The 24,748-nt window shown below is 39.5% G+C and carries 28 protein-coding genes; 4 read left to right on the top strand and 24 right to left on the bottom strand.

Annotated elements, in window-relative coordinates; genetic code table 11:
- Positions 1–8 precede the first annotated feature (8 nt).
- The 3 genes from queG to KQ486_RS06965 are packed head-to-tail and all read right to left on the bottom strand — an operon-like array spanning position 9 to position 3,556.
- Entirely contained in the window at positions 9–1,154 is a 1,146-nt protein-coding gene (gene queG / locus KQ486_RS06955; RefSeq protein ID WP_144162589.1) for a tRNA epoxyqueuosine(34) reductase QueG, read from the bottom strand.
- A gap of 42 nt (positions 1,155–1,196) precedes the next feature.
- Positions 1,197–2,876, bottom strand: a complete 1,680-nt coding sequence (locus KQ486_RS06960) for an ABC-ATPase domain-containing protein (protein ID WP_216687153.1) — start codon at positions 2,874–2,876, stop codon at positions 1,197–1,199.
- 14 nt (positions 2,877–2,890) lie between these two features.
- A complete protein-coding gene (locus tag KQ486_RS06965; protein ID WP_144162585.1) occupies positions 2,891–3,556 on the bottom strand; it encodes a TVP38/TMEM64 family protein in 666 nt (221 codons plus the stop codon).
- A gap of 125 nt (positions 3,557–3,681) precedes the next feature.
- Here KQ486_RS06965 and KQ486_RS06970 point away from each other — a divergent pair, with 125 nt between their 5' ends.
- Positions 3,682–4,626 (top strand): DUF4349 domain-containing protein, encoded by a 945-nt coding sequence (locus KQ486_RS06970; RefSeq protein WP_186278602.1) that lies wholly within the window; start codon positions 3,682–3,684, stop codon positions 4,624–4,626.
- A gap of 263 nt (positions 4,627–4,889) precedes the next feature.
- Here the strand turns inward: KQ486_RS06970 and KQ486_RS06975 are convergent, their stop codons facing one another.
- From KQ486_RS06975 to KQ486_RS07020, 10 genes are all read right to left on the bottom strand, one after another.
- Positions 4,890–5,468 (bottom strand): class I SAM-dependent methyltransferase, encoded by a 579-nt coding sequence (locus tag KQ486_RS06975; protein ID WP_216687154.1) that lies wholly within the window; start codon positions 5,466–5,468, stop codon positions 4,890–4,892.
- A gap of 146 nt (positions 5,469–5,614) precedes the next feature.
- Positions 5,615–6,583, bottom strand: a complete 969-nt coding sequence (locus KQ486_RS06980; RefSeq protein WP_274236910.1) for an alpha/beta hydrolase — start codon at positions 6,581–6,583, stop codon at positions 5,615–5,617.
- A gap of 234 nt (positions 6,584–6,817) precedes the next feature.
- Complete coding sequence (locus tag KQ486_RS06985; protein WP_216687155.1) at positions 6,818–7,579, bottom strand: hypothetical protein; 762 nt, start codon at positions 7,577–7,579, stop codon at positions 6,818–6,820.
- A gap of 182 nt (positions 7,580–7,761) precedes the next feature.
- Positions 7,762–8,280, bottom strand: a complete 519-nt coding sequence (locus KQ486_RS06990; protein WP_186278691.1) for a DUF2812 domain-containing protein — start codon at positions 8,278–8,280, stop codon at positions 7,762–7,764.
- Positions 8,249–8,602 carry a PadR family transcriptional regulator gene (locus tag KQ486_RS06995; RefSeq protein ID WP_144163881.1) on the bottom strand — a complete coding sequence of 118 codons (354 nt, stop codon included), beginning with the start codon at positions 8,600–8,602 and terminating at the stop codon, positions 8,249–8,251. The genes KQ486_RS06990 and KQ486_RS06995 overlap by 32 nt, the downstream gene beginning before the upstream one ends.
- A gap of 304 nt (positions 8,603–8,906) precedes the next feature.
- Positions 8,907–9,728, bottom strand: coding sequence for a DUF1028 domain-containing protein (locus KQ486_RS07000; RefSeq protein WP_144163880.1), 822 nt, complete (start codon positions 9,726–9,728; stop codon positions 8,907–8,909).
- A 119-nt stretch (positions 9,729–9,847) separates the two neighbouring features.
- Entirely contained in the window at positions 9,848–10,408 is a 561-nt protein-coding gene (locus KQ486_RS07005) for an NADPH-dependent FMN reductase (protein ID WP_144088271.1), read from the bottom strand.
- Between the two features lie 41 nt (positions 10,409–10,449).
- Positions 10,450–11,301, bottom strand: coding sequence for a VOC family protein (locus KQ486_RS07010; protein ID WP_216687156.1), 852 nt, complete (start codon positions 11,299–11,301; stop codon positions 10,450–10,452).
- Between the two features lie 414 nt (positions 11,302–11,715).
- Positions 11,716–12,660, bottom strand: a complete 945-nt coding sequence (locus KQ486_RS07015) for a DUF2705 family protein (RefSeq protein ID WP_216687157.1) — start codon at positions 12,658–12,660, stop codon at positions 11,716–11,718.
- Complete coding sequence (locus KQ486_RS07020) at positions 12,653–13,576, bottom strand: ABC transporter ATP-binding protein (RefSeq protein ID WP_216687158.1); 924 nt, start codon at positions 13,574–13,576, stop codon at positions 12,653–12,655. Before KQ486_RS07020 ends, KQ486_RS07015 begins: the two co-directional genes overlap by 8 nt.
- Before the next feature lie 231 nt (positions 13,577–13,807).
- On the opposite strand from KQ486_RS07020, the gene KQ486_RS07025 reads away from it, so the two are divergent.
- Positions 13,808–14,875, top strand: a complete 1,068-nt coding sequence (locus tag KQ486_RS07025; RefSeq protein WP_216687187.1) for an LLM class flavin-dependent oxidoreductase — start codon at positions 13,808–13,810, stop codon at positions 14,873–14,875.
- A 4-nt stretch (positions 14,876–14,879) separates the two neighbouring features.
- A complete protein-coding gene (locus tag KQ486_RS07030) occupies positions 14,880–15,446 on the top strand; it encodes an NADPH-dependent FMN reductase (protein ID WP_216687159.1) in 567 nt (188 codons plus the stop codon).
- 59 nt (positions 15,447–15,505) lie between these two features.
- Here the strand turns inward: KQ486_RS07030 and KQ486_RS07035 are convergent, their stop codons facing one another.
- The 10 genes from KQ486_RS07035 to tnpA form a co-directional block, all read right to left on the bottom strand.
- A complete protein-coding gene (locus tag KQ486_RS07035; protein ID WP_216687160.1) occupies positions 15,506–15,856 on the bottom strand; it encodes a DUF2651 family protein in 351 nt (116 codons plus the stop codon).
- A 354-nt stretch (positions 15,857–16,210) separates the two neighbouring features.
- On the bottom strand, positions 16,211–16,894 hold the full coding sequence (locus tag KQ486_RS07040; protein ID WP_216687161.1) for a response regulator transcription factor: 684 nt from the start codon (positions 16,892–16,894) through the stop codon (positions 16,211–16,213).
- 36 nt (positions 16,895–16,930) lie between these two features.
- Positions 16,931–17,509 (bottom strand): peroxiredoxin family protein, encoded by a 579-nt coding sequence (locus KQ486_RS07045; RefSeq protein ID WP_144163203.1) that lies wholly within the window; start codon positions 17,507–17,509, stop codon positions 16,931–16,933.
- A gap of 15 nt (positions 17,510–17,524) precedes the next feature.
- Positions 17,525–18,283, bottom strand: coding sequence for a cytochrome c biogenesis CcdA family protein (locus KQ486_RS07050; protein WP_144163202.1), 759 nt, complete (start codon positions 18,281–18,283; stop codon positions 17,525–17,527).
- Positions 18,283–18,930, bottom strand: a complete 648-nt coding sequence (locus tag KQ486_RS07055; protein WP_216687162.1) for a hypothetical protein — start codon at positions 18,928–18,930, stop codon at positions 18,283–18,285. Before KQ486_RS07055 ends, KQ486_RS07050 begins: the two co-directional genes overlap by 1 nt.
- A 576-nt stretch (positions 18,931–19,506) precedes the next feature.
- Positions 19,507–20,898 carry an MATE family efflux transporter gene (locus tag KQ486_RS07060; RefSeq protein ID WP_144163200.1) on the bottom strand — a complete coding sequence of 464 codons (1,392 nt, stop codon included), beginning with the start codon at positions 20,896–20,898 and terminating at the stop codon, positions 19,507–19,509.
- The gene (locus KQ486_RS07065; protein WP_255439848.1) at positions 20,899–21,342 is read right to left on the bottom strand and encodes a MarR family winged helix-turn-helix transcriptional regulator; all 444 of its coding nucleotides are present in this window, start codon (positions 21,340–21,342) and stop codon (positions 20,899–20,901) included. It lies immediately after the preceding gene.
- 153 nt (positions 21,343–21,495) lie between these two features.
- The gene (locus tag KQ486_RS07070) at positions 21,496–21,669 is read right to left on the bottom strand and encodes a hypothetical protein (RefSeq protein WP_186278631.1); all 174 of its coding nucleotides are present in this window, start codon (positions 21,667–21,669) and stop codon (positions 21,496–21,498) included.
- 158 nt (positions 21,670–21,827) lie between these two features.
- Positions 21,828–22,907 carry an RNA-guided endonuclease InsQ/TnpB family protein gene (locus tag KQ486_RS07075; protein WP_144163198.1) on the bottom strand — a complete coding sequence of 360 codons (1,080 nt, stop codon included), beginning with the start codon at positions 22,905–22,907 and terminating at the stop codon, positions 21,828–21,830.
- Positions 22,908–22,913: 6 nt separating this feature from the next.
- Entirely contained in the window at positions 22,914–23,312 is a 399-nt protein-coding gene (gene tnpA / locus KQ486_RS07080; RefSeq protein ID WP_144163196.1) for an IS200/IS605 family transposase, read from the bottom strand.
- 210 nt (positions 23,313–23,522) lie between these two features.
- Between tnpA and KQ486_RS07085 the strand changes: the two genes are divergently transcribed.
- Positions 23,523–24,194, top strand: a complete 672-nt coding sequence (locus tag KQ486_RS07085) for an RluA family pseudouridine synthase (RefSeq protein ID WP_144163194.1) — start codon at positions 23,523–23,525, stop codon at positions 24,192–24,194.
- A gap of 37 nt (positions 24,195–24,231) precedes the next feature.
- On the opposite strand, the gene KQ486_RS07090 is transcribed toward KQ486_RS07085, so the two are convergent.
- Positions 24,232–24,633, bottom strand: coding sequence for a hypothetical protein (locus KQ486_RS07090; protein WP_246569229.1), 402 nt, complete (start codon positions 24,631–24,633; stop codon positions 24,232–24,234).
- Positions 24,634–24,748: the final 115 nt, after the last annotated feature.

Consider the following 24,748-nt stretch of genomic DNA (forward strand, 5'->3'; position numbering starts at 1 on the left):
CTCTTTTATTATATCGCACGTTCTTGTTTTGTTAATGCTATGCCTTTGTTCATTTCTTCCAAAACATCTTCATCTGTCTCTTTTTTCATCGCTGCTTCAATCAGCTCTTTTGCTTCCATTGTTCCAATTTTACCAATTGCCCATGCAGCAGTTCCTCGAATGACTGGTCGTGGATCTTTGTGCATTAAGTCATTCAACGTATCAACTGCTGTTTCGTCGCGGTAATGCGCTAAGGCAATAATGGCGTTCCGCTGTAAAGGTTTTTTACCACGCCAAGAGCCGGCCATGTAGCCGAATTTTTCTCTGAATTCTCGATTCGATATTGTCAACAGTGGTATCAAACGCGGTTTCACCAGTTCAGGGTCTGGTTCCAGTTCTTCATGCAAATGAAAATCCATTCCTTTATTTTTCGGACAAACTAGCTGACATGTATCACAGCCATAGAGACGATTGCCTAGTTTTGAACGGAATTCATCAGGTAGAAAGCTTTTCGTCAATGTTTGAAACGCGATACAGCGAGAGGCGTTCAATTGACCTCCCTCAACTAAAGCTCCAGTCGGGCAAGCATCGACACAAATATTGCAATCACCGCACCCATCCTCGACGGGTTGATCTGGCTCAAATGGGATGTTGGTAATGAGTTCGCCTAAGTAAACATAGGAACCGTATTCTTCAGTTATTAAAGCACAGTTTTTCCCGACAAATCCAACGCCCGCACGTTCAGCAACTGCACGATCATGCAATTCACCGGTGTCAACCATCGCTTTTGTCGCGACACCTTCGACCTTCTGATGTAAAAATTCTTCCAATAAACGTAATTTTTCTCGCAAAACATCATGATAATCTTTACCCCAAGAAGCTCTGGCAAAAAAGCCGCGTCGATCTCCTTTACGGCTTTTCGGCGCATCTTTCATTCTTGAAGGATAAGCAATCGCAATCGATATAATCGACTGTGCTTTTGGTAACAGCTTGGTAGGAGTGGTCCGCTCTTCAATCGAACCCTTTTCAAATCCTGACTGATAACCGAGCGATTGTTGAACTAATAATCGTTGCTTCAACGTATCGAAAGTATCCGCAGAAGCAAATCCGATCTTTTGGATGTTTACTTCAGCCCCGTATTCTAGTAATTCTTGTTTCAATTGATTAAAGTCCATGACCACTCCTCCTTTCTATTATCATTTGAATTTATTCGCTTTTCACATGGTTAACTCACGAAGCCGGTTAAGCGCACTAGCTAGTTCCATCCGTCGTGGACGAGCTAGCTCACCCGGATGCTCATTTGTATTCTTTTGGGTGAAACTTAAACCTTTTTCATCTATTTGATGTTCAATCCAATCCAGCCACTCGGAGATGGATTTCTGTTCATTTGTTTTCTTTAACGCCATATATTTTAACACATTTGCAATCATTCTGGTTTGGGAAACATCGACAATTTGTTCAACTAAACTGAGGTCAATCGGATTTTTCCCGAATAAAATGGTATCCTTACCCTTTGCTTGGACTTTTGGTTTATGACCGAGCATTGATTGCAGTCCACCTAAGTTTGGTACGCGATTTTGTTGGAATTCCAATGGTTTGGCACTACCTAAAGGCTCTCCAGCTATATCCTTCGCTTTGTTCGTCACATTCTTCGGATAATATTGATCCATCATAATGACCTCATCCGCAACTTGGAAATAATCTCCGGATCCTCCCATGACTAGAATCGTTGAAATGCCTTTCTCATCAAATAAAGATTTCACTCGATGCACAAATGGTGTGATCGGCTCCTTTTCTTTTGCGACTAATTGCTGCATGCGTTGATCTCGAATCATAAAATTCGTTGCGGTTGTATCTTCGTCAATTAGAAGTGTATTCGCTCCCGTTTCCAATGCTTCTACAACGTTAGCTGCTTGTGACGTACTTCCACTCGCATTTTCTGTCGAAAAATTTGCAGTTGATGAACCGTTTGGCAGGTCATTGATAAATGGTGAAATATCCACGCCTGTAATGCTTCGCCCGTCTTCTGCGCGGATTTTTGTCGCTGTTGGATCGGTTAAAACAAACTCTCGTCCGTCACCAGCAATATGTTCATAGACACCTTCTTCAAGTGCTTGTAATAACGTACTTTTTCCATGGAAACCACCACCGACGATTAACGTAATCCCTTTTTTAATTGCCATGCCTTTGATGGGTTTACTCCGATGTGGAAGTTGAACGGAGACCTCATTTTCTGTCGGGCTTTGAAAAGGGATGGCATTATTCATCGGCTTCGTACTAACACCGCTCTTTCTCGGAAGAATGGAACCGTTCGCAACAAAAGCAATCCAACCTTCTTCATGCATTTTTTGCCGCAAAGCATCATGTTGATCAGCCAGATGGATCGCTTCAATCACTTTTTTCTTATCCAATGAAAGTACGGACTGTTTCGCGATCTTCGTCAATGCATCGAAAAATAATTTTTCTGCTTCCTTCCCGTTGATTCGTCGCCCATTAGCTGGTAATCCAATGGATAGACAAATGGTCCCCTGATTTGGTGTCAGTTGGACGGCCGCTCGTTCTAAAATCACTTGATCAGGAGCGTCGATTTCAACTTTTCCGCTTTTCCCGCTTCCACGTACCGCTATTTTCGACTGCTTAATAGCACGATTCACGGAACGATTCATAACATCTTCCACATAAATTTTTCTTCGTTTCGTCTCAAACCAGCTACTTTCAATGCCTAACTGTTCTTTTGAGAAAATCAACCGAATTTTCGATGGTGCCGCAAAAGGATCACCCTGTACGTAATCAATAGCGAGTTGAAACTCAGGAAAAGTATAAGTGTTGGCAATATCTTTATAAGCTTTATAGCTCTTTTGATTGATTCGCTGTAAATGTTGTCGTAATTGTTGCATCCATATTTCCTCCATTATCCTGTTTTCGATTCACTACGTTTTTCTACTTTTTCCATGATTGTCCGTCTCCATAATAACGGAATAATAACGATTAAGAAATACAAAATAGCGACCGAGGCCATTTTGACCGGACTGCCGCTGACAATACTTGAACCCAATAAGTTATAGACAATCGTTCCAGGAATAATCCCTATTGTCGTAGCTTTCAAGAAATCAGTTAATCGAACTTTTGAAATCCCTGCTGAGTAGCTGATCAAATCAAAGTTGACGATTGGCATTAACCGGAGAACCAGTATATACATAAACCCCTTCTCTTCAAACCGGTTGCTTAAATCTTCTAACTTTCCCTTCAGTTTGGCATTAATGGCCCGTTGCCCAAACCTCCTTGCGACGATAAAAGCTGTAAAAGCACCGGCAACCGAGCCGATTAATGCAAAAATAAAGCCAAAGAGCGCACCAAACGCAAGTCCGCCAGCTATCGAAAAAATAGATGCTGGAAAGAGGACGAACGGTCTAACTGCATATAAGACAATATAAAACAACGGAGCTAACCAACCGGCTTGATAGATAAATGTCCGAATGGTTTCCGGTGATATTGTTAATAAACGTTGATTGAATGAATATATAAATAATATAAATAGGAGTACGAGAATTATTTGTACAACATGTCTCTTTTTCATCTGGCACCCTTCCAATCCCTTTTGTTCGTTGAATTCCCTTTGTCAATAATCCTCAACCATTTAGTTGTAACATTTCCACCTAAGCTACGTCTAATATTGCAAATGAGACGATGGGGGTCATTCATTTGATAAGATATTCTTTAAAATTATTTCTGATTGGATTTGCTGTATTTATCACTGCTTGTTCAAGTGATTCACCTTCAGCTTTAAACGACGCAGATACCGATATGGCAGAAGATGCAAGTTACAAAATGGCAAACGATGAAGCTACCGAAGAAAAAGCTCTCGGTTTTGAGGGCGAAGCAGAAGAAAGTCACGAGCAAGAAATTGCGCAAGAAGACGAGCAAGTTGTAAAAAATCAGCTTCCTGATGTACAAATGATTATTTATACAGGTCACATACAAGTAGAAGTTGATGATCTGACAACGATGAATGAGACGATCCGAACGAAAGTTGCCAAGCTCGGCGGGTATGTCGTCAGTTCTGAAGAATACGTATCAGGAGAAGGCGAACGCCGACATGGGCGAATCCAACTACGTATACCGCAAGAGCATTATGAAGAAATGATGCAATTCACAGAAGAGAACTCGGCTAAAGTGATGGAAAAAGTTTCGAATGGTCAGGACGTAAGTGAGGAGTACGTTGACTTAGAATCAAGGCTTCGCTCAAAAGAGGCTGTGGAAGAAAGATTGCTCACATTTATGGACCAAGCAAAAAAGACAGAAGATTTATTGAAAATATCCAACGATTTATCTGCTGTTCAAGAAGACATTGAACGAATTAAAGGACGCATGGATTATCTGGACAATCAAGTTGCATTCTCAACGATCACGATTAATATTCAAGAAAACCAAGTGAAAGTTTCCGAATTACAAGGTAGGGACGACTTAAATACCGGAGAAAAAGCTCAAAGTTTATTTATGAATACAGTTAATTTCCTCATTACAATCGGTTCAGGATTCGTAGTCTTTTTAGTTGGACTTTCACCTATTTTAATTCCACTCCTGATTGCTGGAGGGTTCATTTGGTGGAAAGTACGCACGAAGAAGAGAAGTCACTCAAACGAGTAAATCAGAAGACTAGTCTTCTACCGTCGTGATCGATTGAGCGGCTGGAGGTAGTTAATCGACGGGTTGACGTTATTTTTCAGCGGCTTTGCATGATTTATCAACGGGTTCACGCAGTTTTTCGGCGGCTTTGCACGATTTATCGGCGGGTTCACGCAGTTTTTCGGCGGCTTTGCACGATTTATCGACGGGTTCCAGCAATTTTTCAACGGCTTCACATAAAAAGCAGCTTACACGATTGATAAACGGGTAAGCTGCTTTTCTGCTTATTCATCAGCTGGTAATTCAGCCAGTACGCCATAATGATTTTCACTAACTGAAACTTCCTTCAAATCAAAACCAATCTCTTCGACTTTTTTCATTAAATCACTCTCAGGAATACGAATGTGAAGCGGAGGGCCTGATTCGGTCTCTTTTGCTTTCCAGTCCAATAACAGTGCTTTACCGCCAGGTTTTAAGATCCGTTTTATTTCCGATAAGGTTTGATCTAAATCATCGACTTCATGTAACACAAAAGCCGCGAGTACTTTATTGACCGATTCATCCGGTTGTTCGATTTTTTCCAACCGGCTAAGTAAATAACGAACGTTTGATAAATCTTCCGCTTCAATATTTACACGCAGTTGATCCAGCATCGCCTGCTGCGCATCTACTGCTGTAACCATCTCGGTTGTTTGCTTGGCAATTGGAATGGTGAAAAATCCATTTCCACATCCTAAGTCAGCCACTTTATCTTTCTCTTGTAAATCAAGATCCAAAAGCACTTTTTCAGGTGGTAATGCTTTTCTTCGTTCCTCACTCATTAAAAAATGTGCGTGATCGGCATGAAACTGATGTTCACTCAAAACAACACCCCATTATATAAAATTCTATTGTTTCCTCTATTATATTGCCTTTACTTACTTCAATCTAAACATCATCGAGGATTTCATGTTTCTAACAGTTCAAGCAACCAAAGAAGCCAGGAACATTCCATTCCTGACTTCAATGATTAATCTATATGTTTTTCAATAAACGTATATAGTGTATCTAAGTATTCTTCTTCATACATAACGATTGCCTCTCCGTGGCTCGCTTCGTCAAAAATATGAATTTCCGCTTCACTATGAGTATTTTCATAAAGTTCTTGAGCCATCGATGTCGGTACGAAGGTATCTTTGCCACCATGTAAATATAAAATCGGTAGCTCTGCATGTTCTACTTGGTTTAAAGCTGATGCATCATATAAAGAGTAATTAGCCCGCATTTCCGTGATCTTACTTGTAATTGGCAATAACGGAAAGTCCGGAAGATTGAACATTTGCTCCATTTGATAATCGAATAAATCGTATGTACTAGAAAATGGACTATCAGCGACGACTGCTTTTACATTGGATGGCAGCTCTTCACCGCTCGTCATTAATACGGTTGACCCACCCATTGATAAGCCGTGCAATATAATTTCCGTGTCCGGTCCTTGCATGGCAATAATCTCATCGATCCAATCCAAGTAATCAAGCCGATCATGCCAACCGAACCCTATGTATTCGCCTTCACTTTCACCATGTCCTCGCAAATCTGCTGTAAAGATATTGTATCCTAAGTCTTCATAATAATATTGTCCGTAAAGCGCCATATCTCTCGCTTTACCTAAGTACCCGTGTGCAAAAACGACTGTCTTATTTGTCGGCTCTTCCGCTTCCAAATAATAGCCTCGAAGTGATAGCCCATCAAATGATTCGATTTCCATTGGCTTAAAATCCGATTGGCTAAACCAACTCCTCCAAGACCCCGTCAGAAATACATCCATTGTTTCTGCAGATACGACTAAATCCTCGTTGTCTTGCAAGTATGTTTTCACCTCTCGTTTAATCGCTAGGTTATAGAAAAAATTACTTGCCACGATACTAGCTGTGACGAGTAGGGTGAAAACGACCAACCCACTAATAAACCAACGTTTTCTTCTTTTTGTTTTGAACACTTCTCGTCCCCTCTCTATTGTTGTCAATCTTAGCTGTAGTTCTATTATACAGAAAATTCTACAATTTTAATAGAGTGAATTTTGGGATATACATGAAAATATTGAGAAAGTGAGTCGCATATGGTCGATGGTAGTTCGAGAATAATTGATTCATAAGCAGTTAGATAAACAGTTACATAATGAATTCAGACTCTCTGGAAACTCTCGGTCAGTCTGATTAGTCTTTTTGTTTTTTTACGTATTAATTAAAAAATTCATATTCTCATTTTCGTTTAGTTTCTCAAAGTCTTCGTTTTTGGATAATTGTGTGTATAGGTCTTCCGGGGACATCCATAGAAAGTCATTTTCGATCTCGTAATCTGCACCATAATAATAAGCCAACCAAACTAGTTTCGAACAATAAATATATTCCCACGGGTCGGTCAGATCCTGGGTAGATAAATAAGAGTACTTCGGAGATGGATTTCCCTCATCCAAGTTTTTCTTGTACTCTTTTTCATAATTGATTGCATAGTCTGCAGCTTTCTCACCCATTTCGCTACTCACAGGTCGAAAATGAGCATGCTCAGGGTGTTTCATCTTGAATTGTTCGATCGTGTCTTTCACAATGGCCGGTGTACCTCCAGGCGATTCGATCAACTCATTTTGATTGATAACAATCGCTGAATGACCAACAAACCCAGTCAACTTCTCGTTTACATTGTCGCTAGCGACAAGTATATCGCCTGGCAAATATTCAGTTGGTTCGTCTCGCTGAGCTGTTAACCAATAATGGAAAACAACGTCTTTTCGTTCTCGCCAACTACTTTCTGTCATAACGATCGTTAAAACACTGGCTGAAGTGTTAACCAAATAAATCTCCTGACCGTTGAAAATCGATGCCTTATATTGACCATCTAAGTAAAATCGAAAATTATTAAAAACTGTTGGTTGCTTCATTTGGATGCGTACCCACTGATCTGCCGTTTCAATATGAAGATCATTCACTTTACTCATCACCCCTCCATCAATATTATTCATCGATGGTTAGGTGCGTGAGTAGAGACAACGGAATTTAATGCGTCCGAAACTTGATGAATTAGATAGAAGGAAATAAAATTTGTTAATGATATTTTTTATGCAATGTTTGACAACGTATGGTTTTATTTTATTATGCCATCCGAGGTCCGTCATTGGGGTTATAGATTTTCTTTTTTAGCGGATAGCTTTTTGGCTTGTTTCAAATAATATCCCATGGTTACCAGCATAAGAAGGACGACACTGAAACTGAAAATCGAAACAAATATATTCAACTTCGTCTGAAAAGAAATATTCAAAAAGGCCAGAAACAAGTTCACTAAAGTCAAGATGCCAAGCATTTTACTGATTGAATAATAATGTTGAATTTTTGACGCGTAATCTGAAAAAATATTGAATGGTCCATCTTCTGTTTTTTTACGAAAAATTGCCCAATTCATTGCATAGGTAATCAATTCAACGTTACTATCCTTCATAATTTGAAAATATTCCTCGTTTTCTTCATCCGTATTATTTCCAACATATTGGATTCGGTAGATATATTTACCCGCTTCTCCTTCTTCAAAGGTGTATTTTGTCAATGAATACTTCACGAGATGGTAGCCCTTTTGAGCCATCTCATTTAACCACTTTTCTTCTTTTTCATAATTAATAAAGATCCTTCGTTTTATCATCGTCATTGATCGAAACCTCCAATTTTTCGGTGCCATTTTGAAGTAATTCCTGTAATCGTTTTAGCTCTTTTTTCAATAGGATGAGGCCTTTTTCAGTCAATAAATATTCTTTTCGTCGTGTTTTGAGATCTTCATTAACTAACTCGATCAATTCTTTTTGAACTAATGATTTGATTGCACCATATAGCGTTCCAGGTCCTAATTGAATTCTCTTGTTCGTAATCTCCTCAACCTCCTGAATAATTCCATAACCATGAAGCGGTTTCCTGACAGCTAATAAAATATAAAACACCGTCTCAGTCAATGGAGGTTCTAGTTGATTAGTCAATTTCTTTCACTCCTAACTATATCGTCTGACGATACACTGTATATTTATTATATCGCCTCACGATACAGTTAGTCAACATTTTTTTCCAAAAATAAAAACGGTACCTACTATAGCCTAGTACCGTTTGATACAATCTTAAATTTGGCAAGTTTTCGGATTTCCGCTCTGATTAAAAATCATAATATACCTGATTATCGTAAATGTTCAGCCGACAGATCAATCCAAAAGTTTACTATTCAACTGTTTTATAATTTTACGATTGAATCATATACTCATAAACTTCCAAATCAATTTTTCCTTGTTCTTATTCACGCTCTTCAAAATTCTCCGTATGAATATAGTTCGTCAATCCTTCATAAAATGATTGATCATCAACTGATGAATTTGTTAAATAACCTTGTTTCACCAATACTTCAGCTATCTTTTGCTTTCGTTCTGAATCAATTGGAACGATGTTTCCTTCTTTCGTTCGGTTGAAATATAACTGATATAATCGGTAAATTCGTGTCAATTCTTTAATTGGTGATGTGTGCTCGTCGACACGAAGATCCAACATCCGGTCATTATACCCACCGTATCCACCTTTTTCTTTTTCAATTAAAATAGCAGCCGATTGCATACCACGTTTATCGCCACCTGCTTGCTGTGCAGCCTCTAAAGCGGCCAACAATCGCTCAGCTAGTGGTTTCCTTTCCGTCGATTCAAACGTATCTGCCAACGCGGTAACCGTTTCTTCACTGACTAAGATATTTCCTTGAGCAGCATAATTTTTGCCTGATTTGCCGCCAGCCCAATCGTAGCAATCATCTCCAGTAAAAGTAGCTGAACGTCCACTAAAATCGACCACTCCAACTTGTCGAAGCGATGCATCTGGATCGTCTTTTACCAATTCATCCAACACTTCTTGTGGCGTTTTTCCTTCCTCCATCATTTGTAGTCCTCTAGGTCCATAGCTTGTGTTTGCCAACGATTGTGTGGCAACTGCACCTACATTTGCTTTCACCCATGGAACGACAGCTCCGACTCCTAAAAATTTTGATTGTGTGGCTACACCAATTTCGCCTGTTTTCGGATCCAACCCAACAATGGAATATGTAGCAACTAAATTATCTTTTGTTTTACCCATACATCCCAACTCCTTTTGTTCAACACCATTTTCTATTTTATCAAAATTTTTAAACGTTTAGTTATAAAATGAAAAATCATTCCTCTACTCATTGTGTTTGAGGAATGATTTCTGATTAATTATTTTTGATTAACTAGTTGTTTACGCAATAACTTTAACGCTCCAGACCAAGCATTCACTTGATCAAGCATCATGTTAATATTTGTTAAATGAAGCTCCTGTGGCTTGAATGTTGTGTAATTCTCAAAGTCAACAAATAGGGAAAGTGTTGGATGTGCACGAACATCAGCAACGGAAAGCTCTCCTAGAATGCCACGCAAATGCTCTGCCGCACGCGCACCACCTGTTGAACCGTAGCTGACAATTCCTGCCGCTTTGTTGTTCCATGGCTCGCGGGCTAAATCCAAAGCATTTTTCAATGAAGCTGAAATGCTGTGATTATATTCTTGAACGATGAATACAAAGCCATCCAATTCATCCAACTTTTCATTCCACTTGGCGATTCCTTCAGATTCACCTTCACCCATTAGTGGCAACTGATAATCTTTTATATCAACGATTTCATAGTTTGCATCTTTGCGTTCGTCTGCAATCCCTTTCACCCACTCGGCTACTTGCGGGCTGACACGACCTTCTCTTGTACTTCCTACGATAATTCCAATGTTTAAGTTTTCACTCATTATGAATTCCTCCTATGTTGGTTGTAGTGATTTATGATAAATTAAATTACTAGCAAAACACGATTTCCTGATGGGTCAACAGACACCCAGTATTCTCCTTCTTGTGAAACAGCTGTACCGATTTTTTCTAATCGATTAACTGCTTCTTTGCGCGAGTCTTCTGATGGATACTTCACGGTGAATGCTTTTAGACCGGCGCCATTTTCTGGCATGGATGGAGCCCCAACGCCATTCCATGTGTTAATTGCGATGTGATGATGGTAGTCTTCGGTTGAAAGAAACAGTGCTTGAGCACCAAACCGGTTCACCACATTGAAGCCTAGACCCTTCACATAAAATTCTTCTGCAGTTTGCATTTCAGAAACATGTAGGTGAAGATGTCCCATAACCGTATCGGACGGCATCCCCTGCCACAGTTCATTCTGAGAAGCATGTTTTAATAATTCATCGAAATCGAGTGGATCGACCGTCATATGAACCATTTCACCATTCCATGTCCATTCAGCTGGATCACGGTCGTAATACACTTCAATTCCATTGCCATCCGGGTCATTGAAGTAAAGTGCTTCGCTGACATCGTGATCAGAAGAACCAATAGGTATATTATTTCTGGAAATATGAACCACAAAATTCGCTAAATCCGCTTTCGTCGGCAGCAAAATGGCAAAGTGATACAAACCAGCTGTTCTTCCTTGCTTCGGTGTTACCCCTGAAGGTTGTTCAATGGTTAAGATTGCCGTCTCTCCATTAGCTGTTAAATTGGCAGTTGATGAAGTCTTGTCTAAAATATCAAACCCCAAAATCTTTTGATAGAATTCGATTGAACGATTTATATCGGTAACTTTAAGCTGAACATGCTCCACGAATGTGGCAGGCTGTTGATGAAATTTCATTATATTTCCTCCTAAACAAACCATCGAGACGAAGTTAGGCAAAACGCTCGATGGATGAAGTGGTTGTAAAGTCACTTTAAGTTACTTTCTGTAAGTTAGTATATTTAAGTAAATAAAATTTGTCAACACAAGTATACCAATAAAGTTATTCGATCCAGTTAGTTAGATGCATATGATAGCTGATTATCGGGCTACTTATTTCTGGGTTATACCATTATCGCGGATATCCTTAAAATCGATTCTTATTAGAGTTATAAAACCCATTTTAATCAGTATACTTCCAATAAATCATTATTCTCTTAATTATTGCTTTACTTCCGATAATGATACATATCGAAAGTATAAAGCCGACAATCCAAAAAAATACCGCTTCAGGTCATCTAAACACTGAAGCAGTATTTTCATTTACTATTACTATTGATTAACGATATCTCTTTTATTAAAAAAGATCCAAGCAAGCGCGACAAACACGACAAAGTAGACAATAAGCATGGTTATTGAAAAGCCCAATGTCATGCCTTCAATCAATACATTTCCAGTTTCATACATTTTCAAGTCCAAATTCGCAAACAATAAATATTTGGACCAATCGTATTGAGAAAAGATTCCTGTAATTATACTTCCACCCATCAACAAGAAGATTCCAACACCGATGGCAATGGAGCTATTTTTAAAGATTGTTGAAATCATAAAAGCAAGTGTCGTCATCATAATTAAGTTGACGATTCGATAACCATATTCAGACATGACTTCACCGACAATTGGTACATATTCGAATCCGTCCCCTGTCATGATGACAGTGCTTGGGTTAAAGCCTTCAAACCCGAAAAAGATCGCCCCGCCTAACATCGAAACCAGGAATAGGAAAATCATTGTAAGTAATGCAAAGACAAAAATGGCCATGAATTTGCTGAGTAAAATCACGTTTCTTGATATAGGTCGAATTAACAATAATTTAATTGTTCCCCATTGGTATTCGTTTGATATAATGCTCGAGCCAATGATGATGGTTAAGAGACTCACAATGGCTACGAGTCCTACATTTTCTAACGTATATTGCCAAGCGCCATAATTCAGTGGTCGAATATCATTTTCCAATAAATATTCGTTTTTCATGATCTGTTCGTCATTAAATGAATAACCAAACTCTTCGTTATCTTTCTGGAGTGTTTCATTTTCTTCCTGTAGTTCTTCTTGCCAATTGTCTGTGTAGTTAGTCGGTTGAACATCGTCAATGGATGACATGATAATGGCCCCACCAATTGCGATTAAACCAAGAATAATGTACATCACCCAAGTAGATTTACGAATATAAATTTTAAAAAGTTCATTATATAAAAGACTGAAGAAATTACTCAATGATATTCCCCCCTGTCAACTCAAGGAATTGATCTTCCAAGGATGGTTTGACGCCCGTAATACCGTAAACAGTAAGCCCGGCTTCGACAAGCTTGTTGACAACTTGCGGAATTGATTCACGCGGCATGAGTGAAACAAGCTGGCTACCTTCTTTTTCACCCTGCAACTCCAGACTGCTCAAAACATCGATTGCCGCCTCGATTTCTTTGACATCCAATATAACCTTGATCTCTGTTTCTTCCGTTTCTTCACTGACTTCCTTCACGGATTGCTCGGTGATTAACTCACCATGTTTGATAATCCCAATCCGATCACACATCAGCTCAATCTCTGACAACAAGTGACTGGAGATCATCACTGCCACATTGTCCTCTACGGCCAATCTTCGGATGTAATCGCGAATTTCACGGATACCAGCCGGGTCTAATCCATTTGTCGGTTCATCGAGAATCAACACAGCGGGTTTATGTAAAATTGCTTGTGCAATCCCTAACCGCTGGCGCATTCCTAATGAATACTTGCTGACCTTTTCATCTATTGCTTGATCAAGTCCAACAAGTGAAACGACTTCCTCTACACGTCCTTTCGGCACATCCTCATACATGCGAGCAAAGTGACGTAAATTTTGGCGCCCCGTCATAAACGGATACATCTCCGGATTTTCAACGATTGCTCCCAAGTTACGGGCAGCATCCTTGTATTCTTTTTCAATACTTTTTCCCAAGACCTTGATTTCTCCCTCGGTCATGTCCATCAACCCAACGATCATACGGATGGTTGTCGTTTTCCCTGCGCCATTCGGTCCGATAAAGCCATACACTTCTCCTTGGCGGACTGTTAAGTTAACATCTTTGATGATTTCTTTGTTTTTAATTTTCTTTCGGACATTCGTCAGTTCCAATGCAACGTTACTCATAACCTCTCCCCTTACACATTTCATTCTTCTTCATAGACGATTGAAACATTCGAAGGTTTCGAATCATCAAACATTATCATTTTACCATAATGTGGTTCATTTAAAGATGGTATTTCAAAAATCTTATTCGTTTACCTCAAACAGGTTACTTCTAGATAATTAATGAAATGTGTTAATCTTTAGGAGGATGAAAATGCTAAACTACATAGATACGAGGTGGAAACAATGTCCATGGAAAAGTACAGAATAAACCCAGCCAACGGGTTGGAGTTCGGCATTTATACATTAGGGGACCATATTCCAAATCCGCACACAGGCGAACGGGTTTCCAACCAACAACGAATCAATGAAATTATTGAATTTGCTCAGCTCGCTGAACAAGCGGGGATTGATTTTTTTAGTGTTGGAGAAAGTCACCAAGAATACTTCACGACGCAAGCGCATTCGGTCGTATTGGGGGCAATCGCTCAAGCAACGGAAAAAATAAAAATAGCCAGTTCTTCGACAATCATCAGCACACTTGATCCTGTACGTGTTTATGAGGATTTCTCGACCATCGATCTACTATCCGATGGCCGTACCGAGATTATTGCCGGACGAGCATCACGCGTAGGTAATTTTGAATTACTCGGCTATAGCCTCCGAGACTACGAAGCTCTCTATGAAGAAAAATTCGATTTACTCCGTTTGATTAATGAAAACGAAGTGGTCAATTGGGAAGGGGAATATCGTGCACCACTACGGGATGCGAAAGTCATTCCTCGACCAAAAGAGGGTTGGTTACCGATTTGGCGTGCGGTCGGCGGGCCTCCGGGAAGTGCCATGAAAGCCGGACGTGCCGGGGTGCCAATGTTTTTGGCGACGCTTGGTGGGCCAGCAACTTCTTTTAAACATTCCATCGATGTTTACCGCGAGGCTGCAGCCAACAATGGTCATAATCCAAATGACCTCCCAGTTGCGACTGCGGGATTGTTTAATGTGGCAGAAACTACACAAAAAGCGATGCAAGAAGTCTATCCGCATATCAATGAAGGCATGAAAGTGACCAATGGACAAGGATTTCCGAAGCAGCATTTCGCCCAAGGTGCCGACAAACGAGATGTACTAAATGTCGGGAGCCCGCAAGAAATCATTGAGAAAATCTTATACCAGCATGAGATGTTTGGCCATCAGCGTTATATCGCCCAAATGGACTTCGGTGGTGTCACACTCGATCAACTGAAAGAAAAAGTCGACATCATTGGGAATGAAATTATGCCAGCCATCAAAAAATATACATCGAAGCGAACGGAGGAATAAACCTATGGAGATCGTCGCACTATCCGGTTCCATTGTCGGTTCGAAAACACGAACGGCTATGGACTACACGGTGCAATCACTGAATGAAAAGTACCCGGAACATACGGTGACACTGATCGATTTAGCCGATTACGATATTCAATTCAGCGATGGACGAAATTACTTGGATTACGATGGGGATACAAAATACATTACGCAAACCATCATGAATGCCGATGCGATTATTTTTGGTACACCCATTTTTCAAGCATCCATCCCAGCAACATTGAAAAACGTCTTTGACCTATTGCCCGTTGACGCGTTGCGGGATAAGGTGGTTAGTATGTTGGCAACCGCCGGCACACCAAAGCACTATCTGATTCCTGAGCATCATTTAAAACCAATTTTAGGGTACATGAAGGCTCAAGTCGTTCAATCCTATGTATTTATTGAAGAGAAAGACTTTGCACAGAAACAAATCATCAATGATGATGTTTTTTTCCGAATCGACCGGCTCGTTGAAGACACGATGATTCTAGCCGAAACGTATCAAAAGATGAAAGAAGAAGAAGACAAGAAATACGATTTTTGATCGATGAAATAAAAACGGTGGCCGAGTACGAATATGGTCACCGTTTTATTTTCATTTGGTCAAGATGATGAATGCTTTAGGTGAACGAGCCCTTTCGCAATGAGTGCACCAAACAACCCAATGACACTGTAGATTACGACATTCACCAAAATGGCCAACACATACAAAATCATACTTAGAAATCCTGCAGTAAATATCATTGCTGGCCCCATCCAAACATTTTTAAACAAAAAATAACTGATGACACCGACGAAGAATGAAACCGTTGGGTAAATTAACATAAAAAATTGAAATTCGTTTATTTCCAATCGAAAGAATAAATCGATCAAGCCAACAAGCCCAAAGACAATGGCTATACTCCCAATCATCCATATGCGCTTCTCACTTGATTTTTGGTTGACCTCTCCCACGAAATGCCTCCTTCACTTAGTAATTAACGAAATCTTAAATTCACTATAAACGTTTATCCCTGGAAGGTAAAATTTTGTTTCCTACTTACATAACAACCAGGATCGGATCAACGGAGCTTGAATTTCACCATTTTGCTATTCCAATCATGAATGTTTTTAGTGTTCTCAAGGAAATTTTGGCCGGCGTCATAAACGTTGAACATCTCGCCATCTTCTTCGTTAGTAACTTGATTGTCACGATTGTTATTTTTATTGTTGCGAGAATTTTGTTCTTAAAAGATAAGTGGGTGATGAATTAGAGCTCCAAAAAAACGCACAGGATAAATTTTCCTGTGCGTTTACCTATGTAAAAGGTTACGCTGAGACGAACCGATAGCCCATCCCACGAACGGTATGAATACGCTTCGGATTGCTCGGATCTTCTTCTATTTTTTTACGAAGTTTCTTGATATGAGCATCGATGGTTCTGTCCATTACTGTTTGATCAGCAAAAGGATAGAGCTGGTTAATCAAATCCTCCCTCGTCACAACGACATTGGGATTCTCCATAAGATAAAAGAGTAATTGAAACTCATGCTTGGTTAAGGGTAGTTTTTCATCAAACAACAGCACTTCGCCTTTACGTGGCTTAATGCACAATCCATCATGAATAATCTTCTGACAGAATTGACCGGTGCGTCTTAAAACTGCCTCGACATGAGCCATCAATTCTTCTGGGACAAATGGTTTCACCAAATAATCATCTGCTCCCAATTTCAACCCATTGATTTTATCTTCCGTACTCGACTTTGCTGATAACATAATAATCGACACTTCATTCTGCTCTTGCTTACGGACCCACTGGCAAACTTCTTCACCAGATAATTTAGGTAACATCAGATCAAGAATAATCATACAAGGATGCTCTCTCAAGAAAACTTCCTTCGCCTCTTCCCCATCTGCTGCTTCAACGACAAAATATCCGTTTTCTAACAAAGCATTTTTAACTAACTTTCGATTGACCGGATCGTCTTCAACTACCAAAATGGTTTGGCTCAACAGCATTCACCTCAAGCTCATTATAACGAAGGAGCCTTACTCAATCTTCCCTAATGCTTGCATCATGAAATCGTGATTCATCGCACCTTGTACGACATATGCTGTACGACCTTCTGAATCAATGATATAGGAGGTTGGATAGGCATTAATTTGAAAGTGATTCGCCACTTCTCCTTCTGTATCCATCAATACAGGAAAAGTCATTTCAAACTCCTCGACAAAATCTTGGACGCCTTCTACGCTGTCTTCTGTATTGGTCATATTAATAGCCAAAATTTCTACGTTTTGATCTTCATCGTCATAAAGCTTTTGAAAATCAGGAATTTCAGCTCGGCAAGGTGGACACCAGGTTGCCCAAAAATTTAAAATGACCGGTTGACCACGATAGTCTGACAAACGTACTGTCTCTCCATCGATTGTTTCCAACTGAACATCCGGTGCATATTGTCCTTGTTTAATGCCAGTTCCTACCTTTTGGTTAGGTTCATCGAGTTCAGGATAAATCACTGCCCGATCGTCTCCCTCACTGGCCGAATCATCTGAGGCAATGACAAAATCGTAAAGTGCATAGCCTAGCATCAATACAACGACAGCAAGTAAAATCCATTTTTTCATTGATAACAACCTCCATTAACCTAGATTTTCCATCCAAGTACCTTCGATTAAATCAAGCAAGTAGCTAGAAATCAGTGGCATCCAGCCGAAGAACAACACGAGTCCCATAGCAATCATGAATACTGCGCCGACTTTCATGATGATTCCACTATATTTAACAATCCATCTCGTTGAACCAAGAAAGAACGTCAAAATAATAAATGGAATGATGAAACCAAGTACATACATGACCGTATAAAATATGCCTTGTCCTGGATTACTTGCCGCAAGCAATAAAATTGATCCGAAAATTGGTCCAATACATGGCGTCCATCCGGCTGCGAAACCAAGACCAATAAAAAACGTTCCCAAAAACCCTGCTGGTCTTTTTGAAAAATGCATTCGTTTTTCTCTCATTAATGTTGGTATATTGATCCAACCAGCAACGAAAAAGCCCATGAAAATAATGAACACACCGGCAATTCGCTGAATAAGCAATCCGGATTCACCGACAAGCAACTGTTGAGCCCACTGCCCTAAGAAGGATGCACTCGCGCCTAGTGCGATGAAGACAAGCGAGACACCCGCTAGGAAGAAAAATGAATGGCTGAGTAACTGCTTACGAATTTTACTCGTTTGATTCCCTTGCAACTCTTTTACGCTAACTCCTGTTATATATGAAAGATAAGCTGGAAAAATCGGCAACACACAAGGAGACAAAAATGACAACGCCCCTGCGCCAATGGCCATAATCATTCCGACCAATAAAAATGTATCTGTTTCAATTCCGCCCATTAATTATCCCTCTTTCTGCGATGCAATAAAATTAGTGCAAACATCCCTACAAAAAACGTACCAATAAACCATGGTTTCATCAGATAATCGAAGACGGTGACGAATGGTTGCATAAAAGTAAGCCCCATCATACCGACTGACCATCCAACTAGCATGATCAATATAAGTAGATCAATCGATACCTTCCCTTGAATCCAATAAAAAACAATCAACAACAACCCAGATAATACGATTTGACTAATCGCATATGATTCATCCATGACAGTGAACTGCATGAATTCAAAGAGAAAAGTGCTTATCAAAAATACCGGAATAAACGTCATAATCAATGGTATGACCTGTAATTTTTTCCGATAGGATTGAATGGCTAAAGTAATCACACTGAATAAAGCAGCCAGATAAAAGGCCTCTGCACTACTAGGATAAGCCAAAACTGCCATTGGGTCAGTGATAAAGAGTGACAGATTTAGAAGAATTTTCGCTATCCATATGTAAATAACAAAATTAACAATTTGTGAAGTCAATTCATCGATCTGCTTCTTCTTTTCCTTTTTTGGGAGATCCGTCATCAAGTAATAGACGGCCAGCGCGACAACCATAGAAATCACAATCATCGCAATCGCATATATTTTTGTAGTTAAAACCATGTCTGCTCCTCCAACGAAACGTCTACTATTAAGTATATAGTGACTCTGTGAAAATTTGATGAAACGATAGGATTTATTTTTATAATCATTACGAAAACCTAGCTGGGGCGCTCTATACACCCGAATGAGCGTGATTTCTTCTCGGAAAGTCCTATAGAAACGTTCTATTCTCCCGAACGAGCGCGATTTCTTCTCGGAAAGTCCTATAGAGACGGTCTATACACTCGAATGAGCGCTGTTTCTTCTCGGAAAGTCTTATAGAGACGTTCTATTCTCTCGAACGAGCACGATTTCTTCTCGGAAAGTCCTATAGAGGCGCTCTATACTCCCGAATGAGCGTCAGTTCTTCCCGGAAAGTCCTATAGAGACGTTCTATTCACTCGAACGAGCACGATTTCTTCTCGGAAAGTCCTATAGAGACGTTCTATTCTCCCGAACGAGCGTCGTTTCTTCTCGGAAAGTCTTATATATAAACAACCGATTCAACCTCAATCAATAAAAAAGCGTAAAAAAACCGCCCAATCTTAGAATAGCAAACGCTACGCAGTTGGGCGATTAATTGAACTTATATATGACCTAACTCATCACAGGTACATTCTTCTTTTCTGAATCCTCGTCTTTTCCTTTTACCAACATTGGAGCTCGGTCTCGGTATAATAAGTATACGGCTAACACGACCGCTAACAGATCTGATATCGGAAATGCTAACCATACGCCAATTACACCGAAGTATGGTGGAAGGATTAATACGAGCGGAATGAGAATCAATAGCTGTCTAGACAATGAAAGGATTAATGCTTGCTTCGGTTTTCCTAAAGCTTGGTATAATCCTCCAGCTACAATTTGTACGCCGACGACGAAGAATACGGCAAATAAAATTCGCATCGCTGTTGAACCTTCTTCAATAACTTCCGGATTTGCCGTAAAAATACGTAAAAACGGTCCTGGGATTGCTAGTAATATAATCGTGATAGAGGTAGCACTGATCGTTACAACCTTTAGCGTTAACCATATGGTTTCTCTCATTCGGTCATAATTTTGTGCCCCATAATTGTAACCGACAATCGGCATCATCCCCTGCATGACAGCCATAATTGGAAGTGCCATAATCATGACAATACGCTGGATGATTCCATAAATACCTACATAAAACTCGGTTCCATATTCGATGAGCATCGCATTAACAGCGATCACCAAAATGCTTCCTGCCGATTGTTGAATAAACGCCGGCATACCAACGGATAATGTTTCTTTAACAATTGCCGATTTCAACTTCATATTTTCAAAAAAGAATTTCAACGAACTTTTGCCTCGTGCGTAATAATTAAAGATCATACCGAAAACAGCTGCTTGAGAGATTACTGTCGCAATCGCTGCTCCTTGCACACCCATATTCAAGCCAAAAATGAAAATTGGATCAAGTGCAATATTAATCGCAGCAGGGATAATCATCAAGACCATTGCAAATCTGGCATTCCCTTCCGCACGCACGAGATTGTTCGCCGCGAAACCACTGGCAAAGAAAAATGTTCCAAGTAATATTGGGAACATATAATCCATGGCATACCCGATGGTTGATGGTGTTGCACCAAATAGGACAAGTAATGGTTCAAGTGTGAATAACGCAATCAATATTCCTGCCACACTGACTAAGAGAATCAATGTAATGATATTGCCGAATATGAGATTTGCTTCTTCTGGCTTTTGAGCTCCAAGGCGTCTGGAAATAACGGACGAACCACCGACACCGAGTGCTGCAGCGACAGCCAACATAATCATCATCATCGGAAACGCTACCGTCGTTCCAGCAACCGCTTCAATTCCGACACCGTAGGAAATAAAAACCGTATCTACGACATTATATAAAGTCATGACAAACATGCCAATTAACGCAGGTACAGATAAATTACGAAGCAGTGTCGAAATCTTTTCGGTACCTAGCTGCTCTGTTTGTTGTTTTGGCTCCATCTACTTCACTCCTTCCTCTTGTATAAGTAAATTACTTTTCATTCGTTGTAACCATTTCAGGAACAAAGCTGCTTCCTCTTCAGAAAATCCGTCCATTAATTCATTCTCTTGCACGTTTAGATTTTCCCAGAGATCTTGATCAAGCTTTCTGCCTTTTTCATTGATCGTAATAATTTTTGAACGTTTATCTACTTTACTATCCGACTTCTCAACTAAGTCTTTCATTAATAGCGAGTCTATAATCCCTGTCATCGTCGAGCCTTTTATATATAAATATTGCTGCAATTCCACTTGTGATAACGGACCATTCTCAACGAGTAAAAAAAGAACCTTAGATTGTGCAACCGTTAATCCGTGGACAGCGAGTTGATCGTTATATTGATTTTCCAACAAATGAGCTACCATTCCTACCTGGTAGACTAGCTTTTCTTGCATATTCCTCACCAAATTACTTACCTCCCTAACTAAATAACAAAGAATATCTTACCTTTTTTGCACGTTAAAAACAAGATATAAGTTTTATCTTTTTAGGTGCCTAACAATCTTAGTGAATAATGTCCGATTTTTTTCACTAAAAAAGCAATGTAGCCATAAAAATTACATTGCTTTCTTCTCTTCAATTTCTTTGAATAAAGATTTACCTAAAATCAGCCATTGAATGATAAATAACAAAAGAACCGTGATTGCCATTCCATTTAAGAACACACTCACCCACGTCTGAACCGCTTCTTGACCGATGACAAACGTTCTCTCTGTAAAAAATAAAAACATACCAAATTTGATACTCCCACCCCTGAAGGGGCAAGCCCAAACTAACGTTTGAGTAGGATTCTTAAGTGATGAACCGTTTCCGTCCGTTTCCGGTAGAAACCACCCTTAAGCTTAAGGGTGTATCAGCACCCCGTCCTAAGACAGTGCAATATAGCATCTTAGGCTGATGCACTTTTACCATGCATCAGAGGTGCATGAATAATATTCATGGCACCCACTCTGTCTCTATGAGTTGAAAAACCGCAGTTTTTACAGTGATATTGTCTATCCGCAGCTTTGTTCCTTTCAGAACAAGATGGACACTTTTGAGACGTATAAGCAGGGTCAACATACTCAACTGCAATACCAATGAGATTCGCTTTATATTCAATAAAGTTCGCTAATCGATAAAAAGACCAAGAATGTAGGTTTTGATTGTTTTTTCGGCTTGTTCTTGCCGTCTGTCGAATGTTCTTAAGTTTTTCTAAACGAATGACAGAAACATCGTTTTTGATAGCAAAATCAACTATCGCACGACTTATTTGATGGTCTTGGTTTTTCATCCACCGTTGCTCTTTATCATGAATAGTGCGAATCGCTTTGATTTTTTTAGCTTTCCCTAATGATTTGCGTTTTTTTCGAAAATAACGCTTTTTGAATTTGTTCATGCGGCCATTACCGAAGAACTTTGTTTGACCGCCTTCTGTAACGGCAACAGCCGGGACTTTTAATCCCAAATCGACACCCATCAATTGGTGTCCGTTAATGGGTTTGGTCGGAATAGTCACCGAAATTTGCGCTATCCATTTGTGAGATTTTTGGGTGATGCGTAGAGTCCCACGCTTCCCTTTCATTAATTCTTGGAAACGATTGTTCTTTTCGTTCCATTGCACTCGAATCGGAATTCTTTTAGATCTACCATCAACAAATAAAGGCACAGAAATTTCACGTTCGCTAACTGAATAGTTTTGATTATTCCATATACAAACGGGTTTTTTTAGGATAGGAATCATAGCGTATCCAGTCTTTTTAGACTTAGTGAACACGCTTTTCGCATCTTTGATAGCTTGGTTTTTCACAGCGCTTGGGAGTGGTGCCACAACATTTTTAGTAGTTTTCTTCGTTGGTTGTTTGTATTCAACCATTTCAGAAACCAAATCATTTATGACGCAGATATACGTTTTAGACATTTTCTCCAACAACTTTTTTTGAAAGCGATTGGGTTGAAGCTTCAATTTAATGGTGATTGTTTGTTCCAAGGATTATCAACCCCTTGTTTTTTGTTCTTCAACATAACGTTTGATGGTTTCACTCGACATATTCCCCGCAGTCGATACAAAATAAGAGCGCGTCCATACGCTCGGCAGATGGTTAAGATGTTCAAACTCCTTTCTAATGGCTCTGGATGTAGTACCTTTAATTTTCGCCATGATGTCTGAAGGACTTAATGTTGGAACCGACTGAACGAACAAATGAACATGGTCTACGTCACATTCCATAGAAATGATATCAATACCTAGCTGATCACAAACTTCTTTTGTTTGTTTTTTGAAAAACTCTTCGACCGCATGGTTGAGAAAGATTTTCCTGCGGTATCGTGGGCAAAATACAAAATGATAATTCAATAAAGAAACCGTTTTGTTCCTACGTTTAAAAGTATTCATATATTAATTGTATCATTAAAACAGTCATAGTGAGACAAAAAAGGAAAAGCATTAACGATTCATACCACACCTGAAGGAATTGGCTTTCTCGTTAAAAAGTTCTGTAACATACACGGTCAGCCGTATCATGAGTTATATGAGAACGGCTTTTCATTTTCCCGCTGTTTTGAGATAATAAAGCCAAATCTCAAGTTATAGAGGAGCACAATAATGAACATACCGATTTTATACGAAGATAACCACTTATTAATTGTCGAAAAACCGGTCAATATACCAGTTCAAGAAGATCAATCGAAGGATAAAGATTTATTGACGTTACTAAAAGAAGACATTAAAGTTCGCCATAAGAAGCCAGGTAATGTGTTTTTAGCTCTCGTTCACCGGTTAGATCGCCCAGTTGGAGGTGCGATGGTTTTCGCAAAAACTTCAAAAGCCGCTTCTCGCCTATCGGATCAGCTACGAAGAAAAGCCATTGAGCGAACTTATCTTGCTGTCGTACATGGCGTTCCATCAAAATCTAAGGATCAATTGGAAGATTATTTAGTCAAAGATCACAGGAAAAATATTGTGCGCACAGCGAAGCCAAAAGAAAAAGAGGCCAAAAAAGCGGTGCTTGATTACGAAGTAGCCAGTGAGAAAAAAGGATTTTCATTGTTGTCCGTCAAACTACAAACTGGTCGACCTCATCAAATCCGTGTTCAGCTTTCGTCTCGCGGATTTCCGCTTTATGGGGACCAAAAGTATGGACAACGTGTCAATAAACCAGGTCAGCAAATCGCACTTTGGTCAAATAAATTAGTATTGGAACATCCAACAACGAAAGAAGAGATGGAGTTCACTTCCACACCTCCTTATGAGTATCCGTGGAAACTTTGGCAATAACGATAAAAAAGGTTGGGGAAACGTCTTCCCAACCTTTTTATTTATTGACGATATGCTCCAAATAGACAATTCCCATAAAAATAAGCCAAACGCCAAACGGAAACGCAAAGCTTTTTACCGCTTGTAATGGTTTATACGTTCTATTTCTACTTACGAGGATTCGGTCTGTCATAAAAAATAGCATGGAGGCACCTAAGCTATATAATAATAAAATAAGTCCGAACAAGGCATGTAGAATTCCTGATAGAACCGTTTCAATTTGATCATCTTTCATTTTCGCGGCAAAAAATTGACTCATTTTATCACTTAGGATGGAAGCTAGCACTCCGTACGTTAAAATCACTGGAAAACTATACATTAAATAGATCGGTGTGCTTAACGTGAAGGAAAATAAATAATTCGTTAGTGATGAAATGTCTTCCCTAAACGGATTGGGCATGATCAAACCTAATAGAATAGCGAATATAGAGCTAGATATAGATGCTGAAATAATTTTACGTGAAATGATTTTGTTTCCCTCCAATTGTATAACTGAACTTTGTAATTTGTTATGT

Source organism: Allobacillus halotolerans (assembly GCF_018967645.1).
GTDB lineage: Bacteria > Bacillota > Bacilli > Bacillales > Alkalibacillaceae > Allobacillus > Allobacillus halotolerans.

Excerpts from the sequence above, each read along its gene's own strand:
- queG (WP_144162589.1), bottom strand. The coding sequence starts at position 1,154 with ATGGACTTTAATCAATTGAAACAAGAATTACTAGAATACGGGGCTGAA.
- KQ486_RS06960 (WP_216687153.1), bottom strand. The coding sequence starts at position 2,876 with ATGCAACAATTACGACAACATTTACAGCGAATCAATCAAAAGAGCTAT.
- KQ486_RS06965 (WP_144162585.1), bottom strand. The coding sequence starts at position 3,556 with ATGAAAAAGAGACATGTTGTACAAATAATTCTCGTACTCCTATTTATA.
- KQ486_RS06985 (WP_216687155.1), bottom strand. The coding sequence starts at position 7,579 with ATGAGTAAAGTGAATGATCTTCATATTGAAACGGCAGATCAGTGGGTA.
- KQ486_RS06990 (WP_186278691.1), bottom strand. The coding sequence starts at position 8,280 with ATGACGATGATAAAACGAAGGATCTTTATTAATTATGAAAAAGAAGAA.
- KQ486_RS07000 (WP_144163880.1), bottom strand. The coding sequence starts at position 9,728 with ATGGGTAAAACAAAAGATAATTTAGTTGCTACATATTCCATTGTTGGG.
- KQ486_RS07005 (WP_144088271.1), bottom strand. The coding sequence starts at position 10,408 with ATGAGTGAAAACTTAAACATTGGAATTATCGTAGGAAGTACAAGAGAA.
- KQ486_RS07010 (WP_216687156.1), bottom strand. The coding sequence starts at position 11,301 with ATGAAATTTCATCAACAGCCTGCCACATTCGTGGAGCATGTTCAGCTT.
- KQ486_RS07020 (WP_216687158.1), bottom strand. The coding sequence starts at position 13,576 with ATGAGTAACGTTGCATTGGAACTGACGAATGTCCGAAAGAAAATTAAA.
- KQ486_RS07025 (WP_216687187.1), top strand. The coding sequence starts at position 13,808 with ATGGAAAAGTACAGAATAAACCCAGCCAACGGGTTGGAGTTCGGCATT.
- KQ486_RS07030 (WP_216687159.1), top strand. The coding sequence starts at position 14,880 with ATGGAGATCGTCGCACTATCCGGTTCCATTGTCGGTTCGAAAACACGA.
- KQ486_RS07045 (WP_144163203.1), bottom strand. The coding sequence starts at position 17,509 with ATGAAAAAATGGATTTTACTTGCTGTCGTTGTATTGATGCTAGGCTAT.
- KQ486_RS07050 (WP_144163202.1), bottom strand. The coding sequence starts at position 18,283 with ATGGGCGGAATTGAAACAGATACATTTTTATTGGTCGGAATGATTATG.
- KQ486_RS07055 (WP_216687162.1), bottom strand. The coding sequence starts at position 18,930 with ATGGTTTTAACTACAAAAATATATGCGATTGCGATGATTGTGATTTCT.
- KQ486_RS07060 (WP_144163200.1), bottom strand. The coding sequence starts at position 20,898 with ATGGAGCCAAAACAACAAACAGAGCAGCTAGGTACCGAAAAGATTTCG.
- KQ486_RS07070 (WP_186278631.1), bottom strand. The coding sequence starts at position 21,669 with ATGTTTTTATTTTTTACAGAGAGAACGTTTGTCATCGGTCAAGAAGCG.
- tnpA (WP_144163196.1), bottom strand. The coding sequence starts at position 23,312 with ATGAATACTTTTAAACGTAGGAACAAAACGGTTTCTTTATTGAATTAT.
- KQ486_RS07085 (WP_144163194.1), top strand. The coding sequence starts at position 23,523 with ATGAACATACCGATTTTATACGAAGATAACCACTTATTAATTGTCGAA.
- KQ486_RS07090 (WP_246569229.1), bottom strand. The coding sequence starts at position 24,633 with ATGCCCAATCCGTTTAGGGAAGACATTTCATCACTAACGAATTATTTA.